Genomic DNA, 24,497 nt, shown 5'->3' with positions numbered 1-24,497 from the left:
GCTTGCTAGCCCAGGCGGTTCGGGATAGTCGCCGACACCGCCAGCTCCTCCAGGTCCAGTTCCCGCAACACCTTCCGCAGCACGTCGTCGTCGAGGCGGCCCGCGCGGTTCTCCTCGATCATCGCCTTGCGCTGGGTGATCAGCAGCTCGCGCCGGGCCTTCGCGAACTGGGCCTGCGGACTCCCCGAATGTTCTTCGCCGGACAGCGTGATCGCCGCCTTGGCGAACCGGTAGCGCATGTCGATCAACCGCTGGAGCCGGTCCTTGAGCCGGTCCACCTTCTCCGGGGGCAGGTCCAGCGAAGCCAGCCGCTCGCGGCTGAGCTCGCGCAGCCGTTCCTGCGCTGCCTTCTTCGCCACTTCGCGCGCGGCGAGTTCTTCGGCCTCGTCACGGGCGGCCTCGGACGGGTCCTCGACCTTCAGTGCCCGGATCAGCGGCGGCAGCGTCAGCCCCTGGAGCAGCACCGTCCCGATGGCCACGGTGAACGCGAACAGCTGGATCTCCTCGCGGCCCGGTGTCCCGGCCGGCACCCCGGCCGCCGCCGCCAACGTGACCACCCCGCGCATGCCCGTCCACGAGACCACCGCCAGTACCCGCCACGACGGCGCCGCGCGGCCGCGGCCGAACAGCCGCATCGCCCGTGGCAGGTACGCGGAGACGAACACCGCGGGAATCCGCACCAGCATCGTCACCGCCAGGACGGCCACCGCGACCAGCGCGAGCGTGCCGTTGTCTCGGGCCGCGTGCTGGGCGCCGTCCAGCACGAACGGCAGCTGCAGCCCCATCAGCGCGAACACCAGCGCCTCCAGCAGGACGTCGATCGACGCCCACACCGATCTGTCCTGCATGCGGGTCGCCGGTGACGCGTACAGCGAGCGGTGCCCCAGGTAGAGGCCGGCCGCGACGACGGCGAGCACGCCTGACCCGCTGAAGTCGTCGCCGAAGGGGTGCAGGTGCTCGGCGGTGACGTACGCGGCGAACGGCACGATGATCCCGAACGCCGACTCCATCAGCGGGTCGTCGAGCAGCCGCCGGATCAGCACCACGACGACGCCGATCGCCAGGCCCACCGCGATGCCGAGCGCGGTCGCCACCCCGAACACCGCGAACCCGTGCCCGGCCGAGCCCGCGGTGCCCGCGACCGCGGCGAGCGCGACCTTGTACAGCGTCAGCGCGGCGGCGTCGTTCACCAGGCTTTCCCCGGTCAGCACGGCCATCACCCGCCGGGGCAGGCCGAGCTTGCGTCCGATCGCCACCGCCGTCACCGCGTCCGGCGGCGCCACGACCGCGCCGAGGACCAGCGCGGACGCGAACGGCACGTCCGGCAGCAGCAGGTGCACCACGACGGCGACGACCACCGCGGTCACCGCCACCAGCACCACGCCCAGCGCGATGATCGGCCGCAGGTTGGTCTTGAAGTGCGTCAGCGAGCTCTCGAGCGACGTCGAATAGAGCAGCGGCGGCAGCACGACGGTGAGGATCAGCTCGGGCTCCAGCTCCAGCCGCGGCACGCCGGGGATCAGCCCGACGCCGAGCGCGACGACCACCACCAGCAACGGCGCGGACAGGTTCCAGCGCCGTGCGATCGCCGTCAGCGCGAGCGAACCGGCGAGCACGCCCATCAACGTCAAGATCTCCACAGCCCGATCTTTCCGCAGGTCGCACGGCCTTGCTCGGCTTCCGGTGAGCGGAAAGGCGCTGGAAAGTGTCGGACCCCACATGCATGCTGTTCGCAATACGCACACCTGTGCGGAACACGCGCACCTCCGGAGGTTCCGATGTCCCCTGGTACCCGCGGCTGGGTCGTGCCCCTGGCCTGGACAGCCGTCCTGCTCGACGGGTTCGACCTGGTCGTGCTCGGCACCGTGCTGCCCGTGCTCCTCCGCGGCCACGTCTGGGGCCTGACGCCCGCCACGGCGTCGGTCGTGTCGACCGTGGGGCTCGCCGGGATGATGCTGGGCGGGCTGGCGATCGGCACGGTCACCGACGTCATCGGCCGCCGGAAGTCGCTGATCATCTCCGTCACGCTGTTCTCGCTGTGCACGCTGCTGTGCGCGTTCGCGCCGTCGACGTTCGTCTTCGGGTTGCTGCGGTTCGTGGCCGGGCTCGGCCTCGGCGGCTGCCTGCCGACGGCGATCACGCTCGTCACGGAGTACGCGCGCCACGGCAGGTCCGGCAGCGCGACGACCACGGTGATGACCGGCTACCACGTCGGCGCGGTGCTGACCGCGCTGCTGGGCATCGTGCTGATCGCGCCACTGGGCTGGCGCGCGATGTTCGTCGCGGGCGCGCTGCCCGCCGTGGTGCTGGTCCCGCTGATGGTGAAGTACCTGCCGGAGTCCGAGACGTTCGAGCGGGTCCGCGAGAGCGAGCGGTCGGCCGGGCACGCCGTCGCCGGGCTGTTCCGCGGCGGCCTGCTGCGCGCGACGATCGCTTTCTGGGTCACCTCGTTCATGGGCCTGCTGCTGGTCTACGGGCTGAACACGTGGCTGCCGGAGATCATGCGCCAGGCCGGCTACCCACTGGGCGCGGCGCTGAGCCTGCTGCTGACGCTGAACGTCGGGGGCATCGTGGGCCTGCTGGTCGCGGGCCGGGTCGCCGACCGCGTCGGCATCCGCCCGTCGGCGATCGCCTGGTTCTGCGCGGGCGCGGTGTTCCTCGCGCTGCTGAGCGTGAAGCTGCCGGCGGTGGGGCTGTACGCGGCGGTGTTCCTGACGGGCTGTTTCGTGTTCAGCGCCCAGGTGCTGGTGTACGCGTACGTCGGCCGCATCTACCCGGACGCGATCCGCGCGACGGGCCTCGGCTGGTCGGCGGGCATCGGCCGGATCGGCGCCATCTCGGGCCCCCTCCTCGGCGGCGCGTTGCTGACGGCGGGAATCGCGTACCCGTGGGGCTTCTACGCGTTCGCGGCCGTGGGCGCCCTGGGCGCGGCAGCCGTGACGGTGGTCCGCCCCGGCCGCCGCTCCCCAGCTCAGGACAGCACCTCGGCAGCTACGGAGTCCCGACCTGCGACGACGTGAAAGCTACGGTCCCGGCCAGCCGTGACGGGCTGTCCGGGACCGGCTGTCAGGCGACCTGCTTCTCGCTCACACTGCCGGTTTCCGCCAACGCGCCGACGGGCTGGACCGCGGCCTTGCGCAGCGCAGCCCGGCGCGGGCTGAGCCAGCGTGACCCGGCGAACCGGATGACCCGCCACCGCAGCCGCGCGGCGATGGACAGCATGTGTTCCTGGTTGTCGCGCTTGGCGACCAGGTAGGCGAGCGTGTGCTCGCCCGGCTCCGGGATGAGCAACGGCCGTGGCCGCACCTTGATCTCGCCGAGCTCGAGGCCTTCCAGCTTCCCGGGGTTGTTGGTGAGCAGCGTGACTTCCTTGAGTCCCAGCTGCTTCAGCAGCGCTACCGCGTCGCCGTACGACCGCGAATCGGCCTTGCACTCCATCGCCGCGTACGCGGCGAACGTGTCGATGCCGGTTTCCTGGCAAAGCCGGTATCCCCGCGCCTTCGTCAGGAGACCGGCACCACGGCCTTCCTGATCCAGGTAGATGAGGACCCCGGAGTTCTGCTTGATCTCCTCGAGCGACTTGTCGAGCTGGTAAAGGCAGTCGCAGTTGGTGGATCCGAATATCTCGCCGTAGAGGCATCGGGACTGGATTCGCACGAGGCAGCCGTCCCGCGGTTCGCCGAACACCGCCGCGCACGCCGGATTGGGCTGCTCGGTACCGGCGAGGACGACGACCCGGAAATCGCCGTCCGAATCCTGCAATCTGTGCTCCACGACCTCGGTCACGGGTTCTCCACGTCGGATTTTCTCCACAGCCGGTCGACGTCTTCGGTACCGGGCATGGAGTCGGTGATCTCCTCGATCGTGAGGTTGGCGGTCATGGCCCGGATCGCCCATTCGAGGGCATCCCAGGTCAGGTCTCGGCCGTCCTTGAGGAGTTGGAAGGTCAGGGCCGCGGAAAACGCTTCGCGGGCCCCGGGAGTGTCTTCGAGCGGAACGTTCGGGCCCTCGATGTCCCTGGACCGGGTCCGGGACCGGATCTTGGCGCCGAAGTTCTCCACCACGCAGACTGTCTCCACGCCTAGGGTGAGCAGTTCCTCAGCCAGCGCGTCGACCGTGCCGGGGCGGTCCGGGTAGGACAGGAGCCCGCGCAGTTCGCCTTCACGGCCGACGAGGTAATCGACGCCGTGAAGATGCCGGTAAAGCTGTTGCGGCGTTGCCGTGGGTGGCGAAGCCTGCAAAAGAACCAGCGGTTTCGGTGATTGCCGGGCGGCCGCGTCGAGCGCCCATTGCACCGTTTCCACCGGTGGTTCCAAGGTGACCATGACCGCATCGGCGTCGGCGATTGCTTGTTTCGTGCGCGGTTGTTCGAATTCCGTGGTGGACAGCGAGACCTTACCCGTGTTCATCCAGCCCAAATAACGGGTTTCACCCCTTTGTGTCACGAGCATCAGGGCCCGCGGGTTCGCCTCTCCCGGCGTCGTCCGGATCAGCTCGGTCGAGAGGCCTTCTTGCTGCATGTAGCGCGTGAGCTCGCGTGCGGCCTCGTCGCCCCCGATGGCGGCGCAGAGCCGCGCGCGGAGGCCGAACCGCCGGGCGGCGACCGCCAGGTTGAGCCCCTTGCCGCCCGGGTGCTCCTCGAATGAGCTCGCCTGCACCGCAGCCCCGATTTCGGGTAGCTCGTCGGAGACCACGACCACGTCCGTCACCGCGCCCCCGACCACGACGATCGAGTTGCTGGGTTCACGGGCATCGGCGGCCGGCTCCAGCAGTGCTTCCGGACCGTGCACGCAGCGCTCGGCGAGCTGGAGCAGCGCGCGTGCCTCGACGGGACCACGCAGGGTGCGCACCGTCGGCGCCGGGGGAATCTCGGTCACGTCGAGCAGGCGGTGGTAGGTCTCCCAGTGCCGGGCGAGCGCATTGCGCCGCTCGCCGAGGTCGTCGGCGTACAGCCCACGCAGCTTCGGCCGGTCGGAGAGCACGTCGTCGAGCACGCGGAGGGCGAGCACCGCGTCGACGATCAGCCGGTCGGTCGGCTCGAGATCGCCGGCGACCCGGGTGACGACGTCGACGATGGCCTGGTCGGTGGACACGGCGTGCTCACGCGCGTACCGGCGCACGACGGGCAGGTCGGCGAGCAGCGCGACGTCGACCTCCGTCGCGCTGAGCCGCTCGACGGTGAGGCCGCTGCGGGTGCGCAACTTGAGGAAGACGTTTCGGACGCCCTCGACGGCGGCGTCGGGCTTCGCCATCAGCCCAGCCTACCCTTCCCCTGTCATTTGACCTCTTCAAGATGACACTTGTTGGACAAACTTCGGGCGACTCCATGGCAGGTCCACGAGTGTGCGTCACGATCGGTTCACCTGCCGCAGGCGAGAGTACCTCCTCCGCTAGTCCGTTCAGGTGTGACTCCCCGGTTTTGACCGGCGCTCGACTCCTCAGCGAGAGGGCGCCGAGGTGGTGGCCGTAAATGACCTGTCCGGTCTATCGCGGTGTCAATTGACATCGTTACTCGGCAAATGTCACCCTTGGGTTGCCTCATCGGCCCCAAGGAGGTCGCCATGAAGCCCTGCACCTTCGGTTCAGGCCACGAAACCCGTCTCGCCGACACGGCGTCCGCGCTGCGGATTCCGCAGGAAGACGCGCTGATCCGCGCCGGAACGCGACGGAGTCCGGCAATTGCCGTGCTGGGATTGCTGGTGCTGTCAGTCGCCGGGTGCGCCGTCCCTTCGAAGCCGGTCAGCTCCTCCGGCGGAGACCGCGTCGTCATCGTCGCGAGCGCCACCGCGAACGAGCCCCGCCCCGCCGTAACCGATATGGCCCGCAAGCTCCTCGTCGACGCCGCGAACAGCGGAAACGTCTCGTCGCAGGGCTCCGGCAACAGCAGCGTGGCGCTCGTTTCGGCCGCCGACGGTGCCGGCTCGCGCGAGGTCGTCCTCACGCCGAGGCGAGCGGACGGATCGCTGGAGCACGGGTTGCAACGACCGTCGCTCATCGAGCGCAACGTTCAGGCCGTCGCCGACACGGTCGCGGCCACCGCTGCCGCGCGGTCCGGGCTCGACCTGCTCGGGGGGATCGACGCCGCCGTCCGCGGGGCCGCTCCCGGGCGGCTGATCGTGGTGAGCAGCGGGCTGAGCACGGCCGGGGCCTTCGACCTGCGGCAGGTCGGGTGGGACGCCGATCCGGAGACGGTGGCGAGCCAGCTGGCCGCCAAGAACGCGTTGCCGCACCTCGAAAACTGGCACGTGCTGTTCACCGGGCTCGGCAGTGTCGCCGGCGCGCAGCCGCCTCTGCCCGGCCCCACGCACGACAAACTCCTCCAGTACTGGCAAGCGATCTGTGCACGAGCTCAAGCCGCCGGCTGCGACTTCGACGACAAGCGCGTCGCCGCCCACCTGCCACACGCCACCGTGGCCACGCCGGTCGTGCCCGTGCCAGGGGTGACATCGGTGGTCGGGCCCGCGGGCCAGGTCAGCACCACCGTGTCCGACAGCGCACTCGGGTTCTCGGGCGATTCCGCGGTGCTGTCCCCAGGCGCCCTCGACCTGCTGCGCACGCTCGCCGGGAGCATCACCGGGCGGCTGGCGGACCGGCCCGGCGCGGTGGTGACCGTTCGGGGCTACGCCGCCGATCCGCCGGGATCGACCGCGGCCGGCCGCCAGGCACTGGCCGACCAGCGTGCCCGCGCGGTGGCCGACGCGCTCGGCCAGGCCGGGGTGCGCCAGCGGGTCGACATGGCTGGGGTCGGCACCCAGCCCGGCCGGACGGCGATGGTGGGCGGCCGGTTCGACGAAGCCGCGGCAGCCGCGATGCGGCGGGTGGAGATCAATTACTAGCAGACGAGGAGGTACCGCCATGACCAGCAGCGACGAAACACGCAACCTGCCACTCCCGCAGCCGCGACGCCAACGGGAGGGGCAGCACACCGGGGGCTCCTCGGCGGCCGGTGACCGGCTGCTCGCCCGGATCCGGGAGCTGCGCTACCTGCGCGACCGGGTGATGGACGACCACGTCGTCGGCCCGCACGGGCAGAACCTGACGGTCGCCGAAGCCCACGCCAGGGCCGGGCTCCTCGACGGGCTGATCGAGCTGGAACAGGTGCGCGGCAGCCTGCGCCACCGCCGCGTCAACCGGCTCACCCGGGTGCTGACCCTCCTCATCGTCACCGTGGTCGACCTGCCGATCATGCTGTGGCTGGCCAGCTCGGTCTTCAACGTCGACTGGGCGGCCCCGCTCGGCTTGCCGCTGCTCATCAGCGTGGTGATCTCGGTGCTGGCCACCGTCGGCGCCGCGACCGCGTTGCACCACCTGGGTCACAACCAGCGCCAGCACAAGAACCACCGCCGCCAGTTGGAGTGGAGCAGGCTGTCCACCGGCGCGAAGCTGAGCTTGCTCACCGTCGGGCTGCTGGTGGGCCTGATGGGCGTGGTGATGTTCGTCCGGGTCTCCACCGAGGGGCTGCTGTCGGGGATGAACGGCCTCGCGCTGCTGATGGCGGTGCTCGTCGCGCTCGTCATGGTCGTGTCGGCGACGCTGGTGTTCTGGACGGCCTTCCGCGACGGCTCCCTGGAGCAGGATGACCTGCGCCACTACAGCGAGTGCGTCCGGCCACACCTGGCCGCCAAGCGCGAGTACGAGGACCAGGCCTACGAGCTGGGGTGCCAGCACGACCTGCTGCGCCGCCGCGCCGAGCGGGAGGACGCCATCGGCGCGCCCGCCGAGTGAGCGCGTCGTGGGTGGTGAGGCGGGGTTCGAACCCCGCCTCACCACCCACGACAACTCAGCCCAGTTCCTTGAGTTCCTGTTCCACCGCGGCCAGTTCCGCCTCCGACCCCTGCACCTTCGGCCCCTTGAACCACTTCCGGGCCGAAACCGCCCACCACAGGGCGGCCCCGCCCAGCACCACGAGGAAGGCGATCGGCGTGTAGTTGAACGAATCGGCGGTCACCGGCGAAACCTGCGGCAGCATGAAGAGCACGAAGATCAGCGCGACCCACACCGTCGCGACGATGCCGACCGGCTTGCCCCACTTGCCGAGCGTCCACGGCCCCGGCTCGAACGAGTCGCCACGGCGGACGCGCAGGAACACCGGGATCACGTACGCCACATACAGTCCCACCACGGCGATCGACGTCACCGCCGCGTAGGCCGTCGCGCTCCACAGGTACGGCAGGGCCAGCACCAGCGCGCCGCCCGCGGCGAGCCACACCGCGTTGGTCGGCGTCTGCGTGCGCTTGTTGATCCGGTGCCAGAAGCCCGATCCCGGGATCGCGCCGTCGCGAGCGAACGCGTAGATCATCCGCGAGTTCGCCGTCACCGACGCCATGCCGCAGAACAGCTGGGCGCCGATGCAGATCAGCAACAGGAACTTGCCGGTGACGGCGCCGGTGGCGTCGATGAAGATCTGCGCGGGCGGCACGCCGGTGGCCGAGCCGACAGCGCCGTCGTAGTCCTGGATCGCGAACGTCAGGCCGATCAGCAGGATCCAGCCGGCGACGAGCGAGACGACGATCGACATGACGATGCCGCGCGGCCCGGCCGTTGCCGCGCTCTTCGTCTCCTCGGTCATGTGCGCGGACGCGTCATAACCGGTCAGCGTGTACTGCGCCACCAACAGACCCAGCGCGAAGACGTAGAACGCCGAGCCCCAGCCCGTCTGGTTGACGAAGCTGCCGAAGACGAACGACGCGTCCTGGTGCTTGGCCGGCACGAAGATCAGCACGCCGACGATCACCAGCACGCCGATGAGGTGCCACCACACGCTGACGTTGTTGAGGATCGCCACGATCCGCACGCCGAAGGTGTTCAGCAGGCCGTGCACCACGAGGATGATCGCCAGCAGCAGGATCGTGTGCCCCGGTGTCGCCTCGAAGCCGAACTGCAGGTCGAGGAACGCGTTGAGGAACAGCGCCGCTCCGAAGTCGATGCCCGCGGTGACCGCGATCTGGCCGATGAGGTTGAACCAGCCGGTGAACCACGACCACGCGGGTCCGGACTTGCCGGGCGCGAGCTTCGCGGCCCAGTAGTACAGCCCGCCGGCGGTCGGGTAGCTGGAGCAGACCTCGGCCATGCCGAGCCCGACCAGGATGACGAACAGCCCGACCAGTGGCCAGCCCCAGATCATCGCGGCCGGGCCGCCGGTCTTCATGCCGAAGCCGTAGAGCGTGAGGCAGCCGGAGAGGATCGAGATGATCGTGAACGAGACGGCGAAGTTCGAGAACGCCGACATCGTCCGTTTCAGCTCTTGCGCGTAGCCCAGCTGGTGCAGCCGGGCCGCGTCGTCGTCGGGGGTGGTCTGCTGGTCGGAAACATCCATCGGGCACCTCTTGAAAGGTATGCGGCCAGACCATTGAATTCGCCGAAGGTAGCCCCGGTCCCGGAGGGTGTCAAGCCTTCGTCAAGAACTCGTCCAGCCGCCGCAGCAGGGGCCCGCCACCTCGGTGGTCGTTCGAGATGAGGGTCGCGGTGAGCCCGGACGCCGGCTCGTGCGTGCTCCGGAACGTGACGCCGTGGTCGCCGCCCTCCAGCCGGACCACGCCGGGCCGGGGCAGCCAGAAGCCGAGGCCGTAGCCGTCGGCGTGCGGCCGCAGCATCCGCGTCACCCATTCGCTCGGCACGAGCCTGCCGTCGAGGAGCGCGGGCCAGAACTTCCGGAAGTCCGGTGCCGAGCTGTAGATCCCGCCGTCGCCGTGGCCCACGACCGGCAGGCTGAACACGTTGGTGCGGCCGTCTTCGAGGTAGCCGGTCGCCGTCCGGGCCGGCAGCGCGTCCGAGCGGAGGAACGCCGTGTCCGTCATCCCGGCCGGCTCGGTCACCCGGGTCCGCACGAGGTCGGCGAAAGGTATGCCCGCGATCCGTTCGGCGATCACCGCGAGGACGACGAACGCGCCGTTGTTGTAGCGGAACTCCCGGCCCGGTGGCGTGCGCTGCGGGAAGCCGTCGAGCGCGGCGAGGTAGTCGGCGGACGTGGCGAGCAGCGGATTCGGCGGCGGCTCGGCCTCTTCGTCGCAGTAGTCGCCGATCCCGGATGTGTGCGTCAGCAGGTGCTCGACGGTCACCGCGGCATCGATCAGCGGCAGGTCGGCGCCGAGGACCTCGCGCGCGGTGGTCTCCAGCTTCAGCAGGCCCTCGGCGACGAGGCCGACGACGACCAGCGCGGTGAACCCCTTGGTGCCGCTGGCGATCGCGAACCGCGTGCCGACGGTGTTTTCGATGCGGTGGGCGACGTGCGCGTACCCGGACGCTTCGGCGAGCAGCGTCTCGTCGCCGCGGCTGACCAGTACGACGCCGGAAAAGGGGGCTTCCATGGACACAGCGTCCACGGAAGCCCCCTTCGCGGCCAATCACTTAAGGGCAGAGTTACCGCCCGAGGAACGCGTGCAGCGCCTCCAGCGCGGTGTCCGGCTGGTCGGCGAAGAAGCCGTCGACGCCGGCCCGGAAGAACGCCGCTTCCTCGGTGAAGACGTCACCGTAGGCGTCCGGCTCGGCCGACGAGCGCAGGTTCGCGGGCAGGAACGGGTTCTCGTTCCGGAAGGTGTACGGCTGCACCTGCAGGCCGGCCTGGTGCGCGTCGGCGACGAGCGCGGTCGGCCGGGTCAGGTTCCCGGCCGCGTCCAGGGGAATGATCTGCGCCTTCTCCGGCCCGAGGTACTTCGCGTACTTCGCGATGTCACGCAGGCCCTGCGGCGTCACGAGGTCCTTGTACGTCCGCGGGTCGCCCTTCGCGACGAAGTCGGCCGGGGCGCCGGTCGCCGACGTCAGCTGCAGCAGCGGCGTCCGGACCTGCTTGTGCAGCGCGATCAGGTTCGACACCTCGAACGACTGGATGATCGCGGGCGCGTCCGGCCGGTCGAGGCCGTTGCGCTTGAGGATCGCCACCAGCTTCGGCTCGGTCGGGTTGCCGATGGTCTGGAAGAACGTCGAGTGCTTGACCTCGGGGTAGGTGCCGAGCGTCCGGCGCAGCTCCTTGCCGAGCCGCTTGGTCAGGTCGAGCACCTCCTGGTAGGAGGCGATCTGGTAGCGGCCGTTGTACAGCGTGTTGTGCGGCCGGTTCTGCGGGATCCGTTCGACGGCGCGCAGCGTCTTCAGCTCGGCGAGCGTGAAGTCCTGCGTGAACCACCCGGTGGTGGTGACGCCGTCGAGCACGACGGTCTTCTTCCGGTTCGCGAACTCAGGGTGCTTCGCGACGTCGGTGGTGCCGCCGATCTCGGGCTCGTGCCGGGCGACGAGCTGGCCGTCCTTGGTGGGCACGAGGTCGACGTCGACCCAGTCGACGCCCATCCGGTAGGCGAGCTCGTAGGAGGCGAGGGTGTGCTCCGGCCGGTACCCGGGCGCGCCGCGGTGTCCGATGATCACGGGGTCATGGTGGCCCCGCCCGTGCGCGGCCGCATCGGCGGACCCGCTCTCGGCGGCATTCGCCGACCCGATCGCGAACCCGGTGACGCTGAGCAACGCCAGCCCGGCCAGTGCCAGGACGCCGACACGTTTGCGCTTCATCTCGTGACCTCTTTTCACACAGGGTGTGCCCTGGATGTACTCGCGCCACCCTCGATGTCGCAAGCGTCCGAAGTACGTACCTGGCCGGTCGAACCGGTAAACGGCGCGTGGACTCCTGTTCGCGGGCGAGCCGCCCACCCTGTCGCGGAGCCACCGCGCCGGGCTCCCGGCGACGGCGCGATGTCCCCCGCGAACCCGGCCGGATACGCTGTGCGGCGTGCGCGTACTGGTAATCGGCTCCGGCGCCCGGGAGCATGCACTCGTCCTCGCGGCGTCCGGCGACCCCGCGGTCACGGCCCTGGCCTGCGCGCCCGGCAACGCCGGGACCGCCGCCGTCGCCGAGCAGCTCGGCGTCGACGCCGCCGACCCGGCCGCGGTCGCGGCGCTCGCGAAGAGCTGGCACGCCGACCTGGTCGTGGTCGGTCCCGAGGTGCCGCTCGTCGCCGGGGTCGCCGACGCCGTCCGCAAGGCCGGCATCGCCTGCTTCGGCCCCTCCGCCGCCGCCGCCCGGATCGAAGGCTCGAAGGCCTTCGCCAAGGACGTCATGGCTGCCGCGAACGTGCCGACCGCGCGGTGCGAGGTCGTCGACAACCCGGCCCGGCTCGATGCCGCGCTCGCGCGCTTCGGCCCGACCTGGGTGGTCAAGGACGACGGGCTGGCCGCCGGCAAGGGCGTCGTCGTCACGCGGGACATCGACGTCGCGCGCAAGCACGCCATCATGCTGCTCGACGGCGGGCACCCGGTCCTCCTGGAGTCCTTTTTGGACGGACCGGAGGCCTCGCTGTTCTGCTTCGTCGACGGCAACACCGTCGTCCCGCTGCTGCCCGCGCAGGACTTCAAGCGCGTCGGCGACGGCGACGCCGGCCCGAACACCGGCGGCATGGGTGCCTACGCGCCGCTGCCGTGGGCGCCGGAAAACCTGGTCGACGAGCTGGTCAGGACGGTCGTCCAGCCGGTCGCCGACGAGCTGGTGAACCGCGGTGCCCCCTTTTCCGGCCTCCTCTACGCCGGCCTCGCGCTGACCTCCGACGGTCCGCAGGTCATCGAGTTCAACTGCCGCTTCGGCGACCCGGAGACGCAGGTCGTGCTGGCCCTGCTGCGCACCCCGATCGCCGGGCTGATGCACGCCACCGCCACCGGCAAGCTCGCCGAGCACCCGCCGCTGGAGTGGGCGGGCGGCGCCGCCGTCACCGTCGTCGTCGCGGCCGACGGCTACCCGGGCAAGCCGCGCACCGGCGACATCATCACCGGAGCCGAGCTGGAAGGCGTCCTGCACGCCGGCACCCGCCGCCGCGACGACGGCGCCGTCGTCTCCGCCGGCGGCCGCGTGCTCTCGGTCGTCGGCACCGGCAAGACGCTCAAGTCGGCGCGCAAGCACGCCTACGAGATCGTCGAGAAGGTCCACCTCGCGGGCTCGCACCACCGCACGGACATCGCGTTGAAGGCGGCGAACGGCGAGGTCGGCGCCCCGGCGGCGAAACAGCGCGCCTGATTTCCACGGATCGGGGGAACCGGCCGGGCACACTCTTCGTCCAAACTCAGGCTGCCGCCACACCCGCGTTGGTAGCCTCGACGGGAGCCGGCCGGTCACTGTCCGTATGACGTCAGGGGAGAGCATGTCAGGACCCTCGTACGACCTCAGCTCGGCCGTCCCGGTGGCGCCGGCGGCCGCGGACGTCCTGGTCCACCCGGACAAGCTCCTCGACGTCGCCCGGATCGTCGAAGAGCAGGCCAACGCGCTCGAAGACCAGCTGCTGACCAAGCTCGGCCAGCTGCGGATCGACTCCCCGTCCGCGGACGTGATCAGCACCCAGTCGGTCCAGGCCTGGAACACCCTCATCGCCGACGGCGACCGCTCCTACGCGGGCCAGGTCCGCGAGTACGTCGCCGGCCTCAAGCGCCTGGTCGAGCAGCTGCGCGAAGCCGCGAAGGACTACAAGATCAGCGAAGAGGAGAAGGCGGCGGTGTTCGGTGACCGCGGCAAGCACGGTGCGTAACCGGATCGCCGGAGGCGTGCTCGCGACGGCGGCGCTCGCCGGCTGCTCCGCGGGCACCGAAGGCACGCCGTACCCGGTCGAGACGGCCGCCACGGCCGCGTCGCAGAGCGCCAAGGCGGCCCAGTTGCCGCAGCGCCCGGCCGACCTGTCGCTGCAGGGCGTCGAACTGTGCGAGATCTTCCCCCAGGTGCAGCTCGACGCGCTGAAGATCACCAGCGTGCCGCGGCAGGCGCCGGAGCAGGACGGCCCGACCTGCGTGTTCGACGCCGACGGCGCCGAGCCCGTGCACGCCTACCACGTCCGCGCGGTGCCGGCGGACCTCGAACAGTGGATCACCGGCACCCGCAAGAAGAACAGCATGACCACCGAACCGAAGACCATCGGTGGCTACCCGGCGCTGACGAACTACCGCGCGGCCGGCGACCCGGCCGACTGCGAGACGCTCGTCGGCGTCGCGAAGGGACAGACGCTCGCCGTCCAGACCTTCGCCATCACCCGCGGCAAGCTCACCCAGCCGCAGCTGTGCGACATGTCGGCCCACGCCGCCGACCTGGCGTTGCAGACCCTGAAAGCACGCAACTAGGGAGGGCGCGTGGAATTCTCCGAGCTCGCGGCCGGGATCCAGAACCACCGGTTCGACGGCTGGACCAACACCGCGATCGCCGACCAGATCACCCGGATGATCAACGGCGACGGCACCGGCAGCATCGGCACCGCCGTCGACGCGCTGAAGGCCGTCGCGACCGCGCTCGCCCACACCGACCAGACGCTGCGCGCGCAGCTGCTGGAGCTCGGCGTCGAGTGGCAGAGCCAGGCCGGCGGCGCGGCGAGCCAGGTGTTCACCGAGCAGGCCGGCTTCTCCCAGGACGCCACCACGAAGGTCGCGCACGCCGCGGAAATGGTGTTCGAGCAGGGCGAGGCCTTCAACCGCACCAAGTACAAGCTGCCGGACGCCGAGACGGTCCGGAAGGGCGCGGGCGGCTTCACCCTCACCGACGGCCTGCTGATGAGCCTGATCGGCTTCGAGACCGACCACGCTCGCCAGGTCGAGGCCGCGAACGACGCCAAGGCCCAGGCACAGCAGGCGCTGAACGAGTACGCGCAGCAGAGCGGCACGAACCTGCTCGCGACGCAGGCGCTGTCCGACCCGGAGTCGCTGAAGCTGGCCGCTCCCGGCATCACGCCGGGAGTGCTGGACGTCGCCGGCGCCGCGGTCGAGGTGACGCCGGACGGCGGCGTGAAGCCGGCTTCGGACAACGTCCGGTCGGTGCGCGTCGAACCGCCGGCGGTGCAGCCGGTCTCCCACACCGTCCACGCCGATCCGCCGACCCCGGCGTACGGCGTCGCGGCGCAGCAGCCGTCCGGGCCCGTGCGGCAGTCGCGGCAGACCGGCTCGGTGGGCGCCGCGCCCGCCGCCCAGCACACGACGCCGAGTTCGACGACACCGTCGAGCGCGAAGCCGCCGACGGTGTCGCCCGGCCCCGGCTGGGTCCCGGCCCCGGGCCGCGGCACGTCCGGCGATCCGTCCGGCCGCTTCACCCCCGGTCCGGCGGGTGGTGGCCACGGCGAGCCGTTCGTCCCGCCGGGCGCGCCCGGCGCGCTGCCGCCCGGCTCGGCCCCCGCGACGGCGCCGATCAAGTCGCTCGGCGGCGGTGGCGGCAGCGCCCCCGGCGGTGCGACCGGCATCGACAGCTCGGCCGGCCGCGGCCCGGACGGGTTGCTGGCCAAGGGCCGCACGGTCGGCGCGATGCCGCAGGCCCCGCTCCAGCCCGGCCAGTTCACCGGCGAACGCGGCTTCGTGGTGAAGCCCGGCGCGACCCCCGGCGACATCGGCGCGGGCGCGGCGGCGATCGGGGCCGGCGTGGCCGGCGGCGCGCTGAGCGGCGACAAGGAACGTCAGCGGCGCGAGAAGGGCCAGCCGAAGGGCCCGGTCCGGCCGTTGCCGGTGGGCGAGCTGCCCGAGGAGGAGGCCGTCGCGCTGCGGAAGTCGGAGCAGATCAGCCCGAAGCAGAAGCCCGGCGAGGCGAAGTTCCTGTCCGAGGCGGCACCGCGGGAGGAGGACGCCGAACACGTCCGCCGCTACGGCGTCGACGACCAGGACCTCTTCGCCGACCAGCGGATGGTTTCCCCCGACGTGCTCGGCGAACACGGCCGGGACGGTCGCTGACCGTGTCGCTCGTCTTGTCGGCCCTCGAGTTCGACGTGCTCTGGGAGTCCTTCGACCTGCCCCGCCGGCACGTCGCGCTGGACGTGCCGAGCGAAGGAACCACCCGCACCGAGCGGCTCGAGCTCGTCGAGTCGGCCTGGACGTCGCTGACCGAGCGGCGCCTGGCCCGTAACAAGCGGGTGTCCGGTGAACTGGCCGACCTGCTGCACCTGCTGGCGCGCCCGCAGTCCGCGATCGACGTGTGGGTGTGGGCCGAACGCGAGATCCGCGGCCGCGCGGTCAGCTTGCGCGGCCAGGCGGTGCTCGCGGTGGTGGACAATGGCGAGGTCTGGCTGATCCCGGCCACGGAGGACGGCCTCGCGGAGGCGGCGGTCTCGGTGGCGGGCGACCTGGGCCCCGGCATCGGCCAGACAGTCAGCCTCCCCTACGACGTGGTGAAATCCGCCGACGCGGCGGCGAAGGGCGACGCGAAGGGACTGGTCACGGCCCTGGAAGACCGCGGCGTGCCGTTGTTCCAGGCCCAGGAACTGTCGGGCATGCTGCTGGGCCAGGAGGCCCGCGGCCAGTTCGGCGCGGAACGCACGTCACGCGACGGAGTGGTCCACCGCGCGGACCGGGTGGTGGCGTTCTTCGACACGGACGCGGGCCGCTACCTGTTCCAGGTCGGCCCCGACCGCGACGGCCGCGAGTGGGCCACTGTGACCCCGGCGGACAACGCCCTGCTGGCGACGCGGATTCGTGAACTGGTGGCGGAGGCCTGATCCCCGCCGGGTGGAAGTTGGCCGGGAACCGTACGCGCGCCCCTCGGAAAGTCATAAAGTAAGCGCGGGAACCGTCCTGGTCATGACGACGTCCGAGCAGGCGGAGACAAGTTTCCGAAGGGGATGACGAACCGTGCCTGTCTACGACACCGAATCGATGGCCATTGCGGCCGGCCAGGTGGAGAAGCTCAAGGACGAGTTCGAGAAGTCCAAGCAGAAGGTCACCGGCCTGGACCACGAGAAGGAAAGCCCCTTCGGCGGGATGGATGAGACGGGCGACGCGCACGGCGCCGTCGGCAAGTTCAAGGACGGCGTGCACAACCAGTTCGACGCCGCCGGCAAGCACATGGAGGCGCTGGGGTTCGCCATGCGCAAGGCCGCGGGCCTGATCGCCGAGACCGACCAGGTCGGCGCGAGCGACCTCAAGCTGCACGTCGACAAGTGAAGTAGCAGGGGGCACCAGAGTGGGTTTGAACGGGGGCGGCGCCGGAACGCCGGACAACTGGGAAGCCTTCATGAAGAAGGTCGACCAGGTCGAAAAGGTCGATTTGGGAAAAATCACCGCGGCGGCCGCGCAGTTCCGCGAGGCCGGAAAGAACGCCGGTGACCACAACGCCTCTTTGAAGAGCTCCACCGACGCGCTGGACGCGAAGGTGTGGGCCGGGCCCGCGGCCGACGAGTTCTTCAGGTACGTCCGCCAGGTCCGCGACGCCGGCACCAAGGTGCAGACCCACCTCGAGGACGTCGCCAAGGACCTCGACGACCTCGCGAGGACCCTCGACCAGATCAAGAAGAACGTCGGGGACAAGCAGCTCGCCGCGGAAAAGGCCGTCAACGACCGCAACGCCAAGGCCGAAACCGACATCAACAACGCCCTGGCCGCGGCGAAGAAGGCGCACGACGAAGGCAAGCCGGGCCCCAGCCCCAGCGCCGACCAGATCCTGGCCACCGCGAAGACGGACATCCACAACATCACCGCCGGCTTCGAGAGCGACGTGACGGGCCTGCAAACCCAGGCCGACACGGCGATCAAGGCCTCCCAGAAGCTGATGTCCCAGCAGATCGAGGGCGGCTACGACCAGGTCCCGCTCCCGAACAGCTCCGCCTCGGCCCCCAAGAGCACGGGCGGCATCCACAGCAACGGCTCCTCCCACGGGGGCGGAGGCGGTGGTGGTGGCGGCGGAGGTGGCGGCGGTGGCCTCGGGCCGAGCGGTGGCCCGCCGTCCTCGCCGCCCCCGGGCAACGTCCAGCAGTGGATCCAGGAGGCGATGAAGGCTCTCCAGGCCGCGGGGATTCCGGTCACGGACGCGGACATCCCGAAGATCTGGGCGATCATCCAGCACGAGTCCGGCGGAAATCCCAACGCCATCAACAACTGGGACTGCGTACCGCTGGACACGCTGATCGTGACCAGGCGCGGGCTTTTGAAGCACGACGCGGTCGAGGTCGGCGACGAGACGATCGGCTTCAACCCGGCCACCGGGCGGAGCGAGTGGACACGGATCACCCGGGTCGTCCACCACGAAGACGCCGAACTGGTCCGGATGAGCAACACGCGCTGGCAGGCGACCACGACGCCGAACCACCGCTGGCTCAACCTGCCTCGGGTCAGCATCGGACGCACCGATCTGCCGGTGGTCTGCCCGGAGTGCGGCTGGGAGCCGCGGGCGGTGCGGCAGCCGGCGAACGGCGTCGCGGTGCACCGGCGCAAGAAGCACGGCTTCGTTTCGCCGAAGCAGGATCACCGCTACGCGAGGGAAGCCGGCTTCGTCACCACCGAGGACGTCCGGTCACGCGACCGGATCCTCCTGTCGGCACCGGCCGCGACCGAATCTTCCCTCGACATCAGCGTCTCCGAAGCCGCCATCCTCGGGTGGATCGCCGGCGACGGCCACATCGAGTCCCGCCGGCACCGGCCGACGATGTCGATCGCGCAGTCGAAGCCCGAAATGGTGGCGAAGCTCCGCAAGCTCCTCGACGGTGTGCCGCACGCGCTGTACGTCGACGATCGCGGCGGGTGCGGGCCACGGCACCAGTTCCGGCTGGACCACGACTACGCCCAGGACCTGCTGGTGCGCGCCGGGCATCCCCGGTCCGACGCGGTCGCTCAGGTGCTGGCGATGTCAACCACGCAGCGCGAGGCGTGGCTCGAAGCGATCACCGACGCCGAGGGAACCCGGTACGCGCGGCCCGGTTACTCGCAACCTCAGGTCGTCGTCTACCAGGCGCCCGGTGCGGTCCTCGACGCGATCGCGCTGGCTGGTTACCTGTCCGGCGCCCGGCCCCGGGTGCTGCCCGTGGAGCGGAAGAACCAGCCGGAGACATGGCGCCCCGAGTTCTCCGTGCACCTCAACAACCCGATCATCACCGGCGCTTTCCTGCGCAAGGAAGCCGCCGCGCGGGGTGACGTCTGGTGCGTGACCACGGAACTGGGCACGTGGACTGCTCAGGAAGGTGACCACATCTTCCTGACCGGCAATTCGAACGCCGCCGCGGGGCACCCGTCCAAGGGGCTCATGCAGTGCATCGACTCCACCTTCAACGCCCACAAGCTCCCCGGGCACGACAACATCTACAACCCGGTCGACAACATCATCGCGGGTGTCCGCTACTCCTTCGACCGGTACGGGAGCCTGGACAACGTGCCCGGCATCAAGGCCATGGCGCACGGTGGTGCCTACCGCGGCTACTAGCCTGACCCCATGGCCGACCTCGGAGCTTTCGCCGGGCCCGCGCTGCGGGCCGGCGTGCCGCCCTTCCACGTCATGGACGTCCTCTCCGCGGCCGGGTCCCGGCAGCGCAGTCACGGCGATCTCGTGTCGCTCGCCGCCGGGCAGCCGTCCGCGGCCGCGCCGAAGCCCGTGCTCGAAGCCGCGCGGAAAGCCCTGGAAGACAGCACCCTCGGCTACACCGAACAGCTCGGTATCCCGGAGCTGCGCGAAGCCGTCGCCGGGCACTACCGGAAGCGGTACGACGTCGACGTCCAGGCGCACGACGTCGTCCTGACCACCGGGTCGTCCGGGGGTTTCCTGCTCGCCTTCCTCAGCGCCTTCGACCCCGGCGCCAAGGTCGCCATGGCGCGGCCCGGCTACCCCGCCTACCGCAACCTGCTCTCCGTCCTCGGCTGCGAGGTCGTCGAGTTCGCCACCTCCGCGGAAACCAACTTCCAGCCGACGACAGATCTCCTCGACGAGCTCGGCCCGATCGACGGCCTGATCGTCGCCAGCCCGAGCAACCCGACCGGGACCGTGCTGCCGCCCGGCGAACTGGCCGCCATCACCGGGTGGTGCGCGTCGCACGGCGTTCAGCTGATCAGCGACGAGATCTACCACGGCATCTCCTACGGCGCCGAGCTCGACTGCGCGTGGCAGTACGGCCGGGAGCCGATCGTGCTCGGCAGCTTCTCGAAGTACTTCGCGATGACCGGGTGGCGGCTCGGCTGGATGCTCGCCCCGCAGCGGCTGCACCGCGCGATCGACGTCCTGACCGGCAACTTCACGATCTGCCCGCCCGCGGTTTCGCAGTACGCGGCCCTCGCCGCCTTCACACCGGAGGCCTACGCGGAAGCCGACGCCCACGTCGAGCGGTACCGCGCCAACCGCGACCGGCTCTTCGCCGGCCTGCGGCGCATCGGTCTCGACAAGCTCGCCCCGGCCGACGGCGCCTTCTACGCGTACGCCGACGTCAGCGCCTACACCGAAGACAGCCTGAGCTGGTGCCAGCGGCTGCTCGCCGACACCGGGCTCGCCATCACCCCCGGCGTCGACTTCGACCCGGTCGACGGCGGCAAGTACGTCCGGTTCTCCTTCGCCGGCAGCGCCGAGGACATCGACGAAGGCGTCCGCAGGCTCGGGGCGTGGCTGGCCAGGGGGAACCCTGAATAAACCCCGAACGTTGCCGTTCCGAGGGGAGTTTCACCGCGGCAGGTGGCAGTGTGGAGTCATCGGGCCGGCGGGGCCACGGGGAAGCATCGGAGGAGCCATGTTCTGGAAGATCGTCGGCGGCCTGATCGTCGCCTGGGTGGCGTTCATGGTGCTGGGCGCCGTGATCGGCTTCGTGTTCAAGGCCGTCCTGTGGATCGCGATCATCGGCGGCATCGCCTTCCTCGGCGCGGCCGGCTACAAGGCGATCAGCGGCAAGAAGGACTACAAGCGCATCAACCGTTACTGAGTCTCAGGGGATCCGCGCCACACCGCCCAGCGCCGTCCAGTTGACCGGCGTCAGCGGCGCCAGGCGCGGCCCGTCCGGCCACCACAGGTGCGGCGCGGTCAACCCGGGCTCGAGCAGGTCGAGGCCGTCGAAGAACGACGTGATCTCGGCCCGGGAGCGGTAGAGCGTGTCGAGCCCGGTGCGGCCGAACCTGTCCTGCAGGGACGTCGCGACGGCGGCCGCGTCGGAACCGTCGTCCGGGTTGTGCTGGTGCAGCAGGAGCAGGTACGAACCCGGTGCCAGCGCGCCGACGTAGGACTTGACCACCTGCTGCGCCTGCTGCAGGTCGGCGATGTGGTCGACGACGCCGCACAGCACCAGCCCGGCGGGCCGTTCGAAGTCGATGAACCGCTCGACCCCGGCGAGCGTCTCGCCGGGGTTCAACGGGTCGGTGCCGCAGATGTGCGTGAAGTCGTTGTCGACGAGGAGGGCCCGGCCGTGCGCCCCCACCACCGGGTCGTCGTCGACGTACACGACGTGCGCTTCCGGGTTGTACTTCTGCGCCACCTGGTGGGTGTTCTCCGCCGTCGGGAAGCCGGAACCGAGGTCGAGGAACTGGTCGACGTCGAGCCGCTCGGTCAGGTAGCGGACGGCGCGGACCAGCCACTGCCGCACTTCCCGTGCCATGGCCGGGGCTTCGGGGGCGATGGCCGTCAGCTGCCGCAGCACGGCGCGGTCGGGCTCGTAGTGGTTCTGCCCGCCCAGCAGCGCGTCGGAGACGCGCGCGTAGCTCGGCCGTTCGAAGTCGACGTGGGCCGACGGTCGTTCGCTCGCCATGCGCACCTACCGGGGGAGTGTGGGGACACTCAGCCTAGGACATGGAGATCACGGCGGGTAGGCGGCCGTGCGGTGCGGGTGAGCCCTCAGTCCAGCCAGGCGCGGGCCGCGTCGGCACCGTTCCAGACGTGGGCGCGGAGCCCGACCGCCCGTGCGCCGTCCACATTGGACTCGCGGTCGTCGAAGAACAGGCAGTCGGCCGGCTCGGCGCCGAGCTCGTCGAGCAGGAGGCGGAAGATCTTCGCGTCCGGCTTGACGCACCGGACGTCGCCGGAGAACAGCGTCACGCGGAAGTGCCGGGCCCAGTCCTGCGCGCGGACCCACGCGCCGAACGCCACCGGCGCGTTCGAGAGCAGCGCCAGGTTCGCGCCGGCCTCGGAGAGCGCTTCGAGCAGCGCCTTCGACGACGGCTCCAGGTGTCCCCAGCCTTCGACGTCGATGCGGGTCAGCTCGTTCGACAGTGCCTCGTCGACGGACGCGCCCACGGCGTTGCCGACCGCCTGCCAGTACTCGAGCGGAGTGCTGCCGGCGTCGTACGGGAGGCGGTACTCCCAGTACGCCGCCAGGAACTCCGGCAGCGGCGCGCGCATCGCCGCCGCGAGGTCGGGCAGGGCGGCGCTCGGCTTGCTGAGCACGTCGCCGTAGTCGAACACGATCCAGTTCACGGTTCCCCCAGGGTTTCTCAGACGCCGGATTTCATCCGGCGCAAGGCTTCTTCGACGTCGGCCGCGCTCAGGTCCCGGTGGGTGACGAACCGGACCTTGCCCGCCATCGGCACCGCGCGGATGCCGAGCGAGTCGAGCCAGGTCAGCGCGGTCGGGATGTCGGGCACCTCGGCGAGCACGATGTTGGTGTCGGGTTCGTTGGTCGGCCAGCCGTGCTCGCGCAGACCCTCGGCGAGCCGCTGCGCGTTCTCGTGCGACTCGGCGAGGTCGGGGATGCGGTCGAGGGCGATCAGGCAGGCCGCGGCCAGGACGCCGCCCTGCCGGACGCCGCCGCCGAGCATCTGCCGCATCCGGCGGGCCCGCTCGACGAACGCCGTGCTGCCCGCGACGACCGAGCCCACCGGCGCGCCGAGGCCCTTGCTGAAGCAGGCCGACACGGTGTCGACGCCGACGGTCAGCGCGGCCGGCGGCACTTCGAGCGCGACCGCGGCCTGCCAGAGCCGGGCGCCGTCGAGGTGGACGGTCAGGCCCGCTTCCTTGGCGACGGACAGCAGCTGGGCGTGCTCGTCGGGCGGCGTCACCGCGCCACCGGCCGCGTTGTGGGTGTTCTCGAGGCAGAGCAGCGATGTCCGTAATGTGAAGTATGGCCCGGGTTGTCCGATCGCGGCCGCGAGGGCGTCGGGCGATGGGCGGCCCGGGCCGCCGTCGTGCTCGAGGATGTCCGGCATCCCGCCGGCCAGCCACGCCGCCGAGCCCAGCTCGTTGACCAGCACGTGCGCGCCGCGGGTGGCGAGGAACCGGTCGCCGCGCTGCAGGTGCAGGCTCAGCGCGATCAGGTTGGCCATGGTCCCGCTCGGCACCCAGAGCGCCGCCGCCATGCCCAGGACGTGGGCCGCCCGCTCCTCCAGCGCCGCGACCGTGGGGTCGCGCTCGAGGACGTTGTCCCCGACCTCGGCGGAGGCCATTGCCGCCCGCATCGTGTCATCCGGCCGGGTGACAGTGTCGGAGCGGAAGTCCAGTACGGGCGGGGCGAAGGTCACGTTGCGATCACATCACACCCACGGCGTGGGGATCAATGAGGCCCGGAGTGGTGTGACCTGCTCGGTCCGTGCAACCGTGGACGCCCCTGATTCCGTCCTCGCGGGCGAACGACAAACAGAGCGGAGCACGACTGCGCGTGGACCAGCGCGACGAGCAGGAGTTCGCGGAGTACTTCGCCGCCAGGCGGGACGCCGTGCGCCGGACCGCGTACATGCTCTGCGGCGACTGGCACCGGGCGGACGACCTCGCGCAGACGGCGTTCGTGGCACTGCACCGGAGGTGGAAGAAGATCAGGGATCGCGCGGCGACCGACGCGTACGTCCGCAAGACGCTCGTCCGGGCGTCGATCGACGAATCGCGGCGTCCGTGGCGGCGCGAGTGGCAGACCGAGACGCTGCCGGAGCGCACCGACGACACGCCCGGCCTCGACGACCTCGTCGCGACCAGGGAAGACCTGCTCGCGGCGCTGAAGGAAGTGCCGCCCAAGCAGCGGGCGGTGCTGGTCATGCGGTTCTTCGAAGGACTCGACGTGACCGGCGCGGCGAAGGCTCTGGGCTGCAGCGAAGGCAACGTCAAGAGCCAGACCGCCCGCGGGCTGGCGAACCTGAGGCAGGTCCTCGAACGGGAGGTGGAGACCAATGGATGAGCAGGAGCTGCGCTCGTTGTTCTCCGCCGCGCCCCCGGACGCGCCGTCGCCGACGTTCACCCGGGACGACGTCGTCCGCGAATCCCGGCGCCAGACCGTGCGCCGCCGCAACCGGATCTCCGCGGGGGTGAGCGCCGCCGCGCTGGTCGTCGTCGGGTTCGGCGCGTACGGGATGCTCTCCGGGGGTACTCCCAAGTCGATGACCGCGTCGACGGACAGCGGCGTGCCCGCGCATTCCGGACCGGGGGCCATGCAACCCGGGGACGGGTCGATGCGTCCTGAAGTCGGTGGGGAGTCACCGAACTTCCCGGCCCAGCCACCTCAGCAGGGGGGTGCCGGGGACGGGAAGACCGGCCAGCTGGCCGAAGGCGCCTCCGGGTGCGAACAGGTGGACGGGGAGCTCGCCATTGCCCTCGCTGGCGAGCTCCCCGGCCACGTCTCCGCCGCGCAGGCCGTCCCGGGCGGCGCCTGTTCGACGGCGTCGCGGTCCGCCGGGTTCCCGGTGCCGGGCGGCGAAGTCGCCGCGGCGGTGTATCCGAGGGGCATCCCGGTGGTCTTCAAGTCCCAGCCCGCCGGCACGGTCACCGCGCAGCTGGGCACCGCGTCCGGTGGGGTGTTGGTGCTGGTCAGCGTGCCTGCTGCGGGAGCGACGGCGCCGTACGCGGGTCAGGTGGAGCAGTTCGCGCACGATCTCGCGCCCCGCTTCTGAGCCCGGGCCCGCCCGGTTGGCAGAATGAC

The 24,497-nt window shown here is 70.8% G+C and carries 22 protein-coding genes and 2 pseudogenes; 15 read left to right on the top strand and 9 right to left on the bottom strand.

What is annotated here, in order from left to right; all coding sequences use genetic code 11:
* Positions 1-5: 5 nt before the first annotated feature.
* Complete coding sequence (locus I4Q55_RS46150) at positions 6-1,640, bottom strand: sodium:proton antiporter (protein ID WP_206784463.1); 1,635 nt, start codon at positions 1,638-1,640, stop codon at positions 6-8.
* Between the two features lie 138 nt (positions 1,641-1,778).
* Between I4Q55_RS46150 and I4Q55_RS46145 the strand changes: the two genes are divergently transcribed.
* Positions 1,779-3,020 carry an aromatic acid/H+ symport family MFS transporter gene (locus I4Q55_RS46145; protein ID WP_206784464.1) on the top strand — a complete coding sequence of 414 codons (1,242 nt, stop codon included), beginning with the start codon at positions 1,779-1,781 and terminating at the stop codon, positions 3,018-3,020.
* Between the two features lie 46 nt (positions 3,021-3,066).
* Here the strand turns inward: I4Q55_RS46145 and ribA are convergent, their stop codons facing one another.
* Both ribA and I4Q55_RS46135 read right to left on the bottom strand, forming a co-directional pair.
* Positions 3,067-3,786, bottom strand: a complete 720-nt coding sequence (ribA, locus tag I4Q55_RS46140) for a GTP cyclohydrolase II RibA (RefSeq protein WP_206784465.1) — start codon at positions 3,784-3,786, stop codon at positions 3,067-3,069.
* The gene (locus I4Q55_RS46135; RefSeq protein ID WP_206784466.1) at positions 3,783-5,252 is read right to left on the bottom strand and encodes a carbohydrate kinase family protein; all 1,470 of its coding nucleotides are present in this window, start codon (positions 5,250-5,252) and stop codon (positions 3,783-3,785) included. Before I4Q55_RS46135 ends, ribA begins: the two co-directional genes overlap by 4 nt.
* A gap of 309 nt (positions 5,253-5,561) precedes the next feature.
* Here I4Q55_RS46135 and I4Q55_RS46130 point away from each other — a divergent pair, with 309 nt between their 5' ends.
* Positions 5,562-6,836, top strand: coding sequence for a hypothetical protein (locus I4Q55_RS46130; protein ID WP_242545131.1), 1,275 nt, complete (start codon positions 5,562-5,564; stop codon positions 6,834-6,836).
* A gap of 19 nt (positions 6,837-6,855) precedes the next feature.
* Entirely contained in the window at positions 6,856-7,725 is an 870-nt protein-coding gene (locus tag I4Q55_RS46125) for a hypothetical protein (protein ID WP_206784467.1), read from the top strand.
* A gap of 55 nt (positions 7,726-7,780) precedes the next feature.
* Here I4Q55_RS46125 and I4Q55_RS46120 read toward each other — a convergent pair whose 3' ends face one another.
* The 3 genes from I4Q55_RS46120 to I4Q55_RS46110 all read right to left on the bottom strand — a co-directional run bounded on the left by I4Q55_RS46120 (position 7,781) and on the right by I4Q55_RS46110 (position 11,496).
* The gene (locus I4Q55_RS46120) at positions 7,781-9,316 is read right to left on the bottom strand and encodes an amino acid permease (RefSeq protein ID WP_206784468.1); all 1,536 of its coding nucleotides are present in this window, start codon (positions 9,314-9,316) and stop codon (positions 7,781-7,783) included.
* Positions 9,317-9,386: 70 nt separating this feature from the next.
* The gene (locus I4Q55_RS46115; RefSeq protein ID WP_307793097.1) at positions 9,387-10,322 is read right to left on the bottom strand and encodes a serine hydrolase domain-containing protein; all 936 of its coding nucleotides are present in this window, start codon (positions 10,320-10,322) and stop codon (positions 9,387-9,389) included.
* A gap of 37 nt (positions 10,323-10,359) precedes the next feature.
* The gene (locus I4Q55_RS46110; RefSeq protein ID WP_206784469.1) at positions 10,360-11,496 is read right to left on the bottom strand and encodes a glycerophosphodiester phosphodiesterase; all 1,137 of its coding nucleotides are present in this window, start codon (positions 11,494-11,496) and stop codon (positions 10,360-10,362) included.
* Positions 11,497-11,713: 217 nt separating this feature from the next.
* Here I4Q55_RS46110 and purD point away from each other — a divergent pair, with 217 nt between their 5' ends.
* The 10 genes and pseudogenes from purD (at position 11,714) to I4Q55_RS46060 (ending at position 20,591) form a co-directional block, all read left to right on the top strand.
* Positions 11,714-12,988, top strand: coding sequence for a phosphoribosylamine--glycine ligase (purD, locus tag I4Q55_RS46105; protein ID WP_206784470.1), 1,275 nt, complete (start codon positions 11,714-11,716; stop codon positions 12,986-12,988).
* 124 nt (positions 12,989-13,112) lie between these two features.
* Positions 13,113-13,493 carry a hypothetical protein gene (locus I4Q55_RS46100; protein ID WP_206784471.1) on the top strand — a complete coding sequence of 127 codons (381 nt, stop codon included), beginning with the start codon at positions 13,113-13,115 and terminating at the stop codon, positions 13,491-13,493.
* Between the two features lie 16 nt (positions 13,494-13,509).
* Complete coding sequence (locus I4Q55_RS46095) at positions 13,510-14,076, top strand: DUF3558 domain-containing protein (RefSeq protein WP_206784563.1); 567 nt, start codon at positions 13,510-13,512, stop codon at positions 14,074-14,076.
* Positions 14,077-14,085: 9 nt separating this feature from the next.
* Positions 14,086-15,660, top strand: coding sequence for a hypothetical protein (locus I4Q55_RS46090; RefSeq protein WP_206784472.1), 1,575 nt, complete (start codon positions 14,086-14,088; stop codon positions 15,658-15,660).
* A 2-nt stretch (positions 15,661-15,662) separates the two neighbouring features.
* A complete protein-coding gene (locus tag I4Q55_RS46085) occupies positions 15,663-16,421 on the top strand; it encodes an ESX secretion-associated protein EspG (protein WP_206784473.1) in 759 nt (252 codons plus the stop codon).
* 133 nt (positions 16,422-16,554) lie between these two features.
* A complete protein-coding gene (locus I4Q55_RS46080; protein ID WP_206784474.1) occupies positions 16,555-16,866 on the top strand; it encodes a hypothetical protein in 312 nt (103 codons plus the stop codon).
* A gap of 70 nt (positions 16,867-16,936) precedes the next feature.
* Positions 16,937-17,191: pseudogene (locus I4Q55_RS49935) on the top strand (WXG100 family type VII secretion target); the annotation flags it as partial.
* Between the two features lie 1,707 nt (positions 17,192-18,898).
* A pseudogene (locus I4Q55_RS46070) lies at positions 18,899-19,114 on the top strand (transglycosylase SLT domain-containing protein); the annotation flags it as partial.
* Between the two features lie 9 nt (positions 19,115-19,123).
* Complete coding sequence (locus tag I4Q55_RS46065; RefSeq protein WP_206784475.1) at positions 19,124-20,305, top strand: pyridoxal phosphate-dependent aminotransferase; 1,182 nt, start codon at positions 19,124-19,126, stop codon at positions 20,303-20,305.
* Between the two features lie 97 nt (positions 20,306-20,402).
* Positions 20,403-20,591: a hypothetical protein gene (locus I4Q55_RS46060; protein ID WP_091304819.1), complete on the top strand. Its 189-nt coding sequence runs from the start codon at positions 20,403-20,405 to the stop codon at positions 20,589-20,591.
* A gap of 3 nt (positions 20,592-20,594) precedes the next feature.
* On the opposite strand, the gene I4Q55_RS46055 is transcribed toward I4Q55_RS46060, so the two are convergent.
* From I4Q55_RS46055 to I4Q55_RS46045, 3 genes are all read right to left on the bottom strand, one after another.
* Positions 20,595-21,407 (bottom strand): SAM-dependent methyltransferase, encoded by an 813-nt coding sequence (locus I4Q55_RS46055; RefSeq protein ID WP_206784476.1) that lies wholly within the window; start codon positions 21,405-21,407, stop codon positions 20,595-20,597.
* A gap of 86 nt (positions 21,408-21,493) precedes the next feature.
* The gene (locus tag I4Q55_RS46050) at positions 21,494-22,072 is read right to left on the bottom strand and encodes an HAD family phosphatase (RefSeq protein WP_206784477.1); all 579 of its coding nucleotides are present in this window, start codon (positions 22,070-22,072) and stop codon (positions 21,494-21,496) included.
* Positions 22,073-22,089: 17 nt separating this feature from the next.
* Complete coding sequence (locus I4Q55_RS46045) at positions 22,090-23,112, bottom strand: low specificity L-threonine aldolase (RefSeq protein ID WP_206784478.1); 1,023 nt, start codon at positions 23,110-23,112, stop codon at positions 22,090-22,092.
* Between the two features lie 137 nt (positions 23,113-23,249).
* Here I4Q55_RS46045 and I4Q55_RS46040 point away from each other — a divergent pair, with 137 nt between their 5' ends.
* On the top strand, positions 23,250-23,759 hold the full coding sequence (locus tag I4Q55_RS46040; protein ID WP_206784479.1) for a SigE family RNA polymerase sigma factor: 510 nt from the start codon (positions 23,250-23,252) through the stop codon (positions 23,757-23,759).
* Entirely contained in the window at positions 23,752-24,468 is a 717-nt protein-coding gene (locus tag I4Q55_RS46035; RefSeq protein ID WP_206784480.1) for a hypothetical protein, read from the top strand. The genes I4Q55_RS46040 and I4Q55_RS46035 overlap by 8 nt, the downstream gene beginning before the upstream one ends.
* Positions 24,469-24,497 lie beyond the last annotated feature (29 nt).

This window comes from Amycolatopsis sp. MtRt-6 (assembly GCF_017308975.1).
Lineage (GTDB): Bacteria > Actinomycetota > Actinomycetes > Mycobacteriales > Pseudonocardiaceae > Amycolatopsis.
The sequence above is the reverse complement of the archived record's forward strand: the minus strand, read 5'-3'. Positions and strand labels throughout refer to the sequence as shown.

Bases quoted from the DNA above. Each gene is read 5' to 3' on its own strand.
- I4Q55_RS46145 (WP_206784464.1), top strand. From the start codon at position 1,779: ATGTCCCCTGGTACCCGCGGCTGGGTCGTGCCCCTGGCCTGGACAGCC.
- I4Q55_RS46135 (WP_206784466.1), bottom strand. From the start codon at position 5,252: ATGGCGAAGCCCGACGCCGCCGTCGAGGGCGTCCGAAACGTCTTCCTC.
- I4Q55_RS46130 (WP_242545131.1), top strand. From the start codon at position 5,562: ATGAAGCCCTGCACCTTCGGTTCAGGCCACGAAACCCGTCTCGCCGAC.
- I4Q55_RS46125 (WP_206784467.1), top strand. From the start codon at position 6,856: ATGACCAGCAGCGACGAAACACGCAACCTGCCACTCCCGCAGCCGCGA.
- I4Q55_RS46120 (WP_206784468.1), bottom strand. From the start codon at position 9,316: ATGGATGTTTCCGACCAGCAGACCACCCCCGACGACGACGCGGCCCGG.
- I4Q55_RS46110 (WP_206784469.1), bottom strand. From the start codon at position 11,496: ATGAAGCGCAAACGTGTCGGCGTCCTGGCACTGGCCGGGCTGGCGTTG.
- I4Q55_RS46100 (WP_206784471.1), top strand. From the start codon at position 13,113: ATGTCAGGACCCTCGTACGACCTCAGCTCGGCCGTCCCGGTGGCGCCG.
- I4Q55_RS46065 (WP_206784475.1), top strand. From the start codon at position 19,124: ATGGCCGACCTCGGAGCTTTCGCCGGGCCCGCGCTGCGGGCCGGCGTG.
- I4Q55_RS46060 (WP_091304819.1), top strand. From the start codon at position 20,403: ATGTTCTGGAAGATCGTCGGCGGCCTGATCGTCGCCTGGGTGGCGTTC.
- I4Q55_RS46055 (WP_206784476.1), bottom strand. From the start codon at position 21,407: ATGGCGAGCGAACGACCGTCGGCCCACGTCGACTTCGAACGGCCGAGC.
- I4Q55_RS46035 (WP_206784480.1), top strand. From the start codon at position 23,752: ATGGATGAGCAGGAGCTGCGCTCGTTGTTCTCCGCCGCGCCCCCGGAC.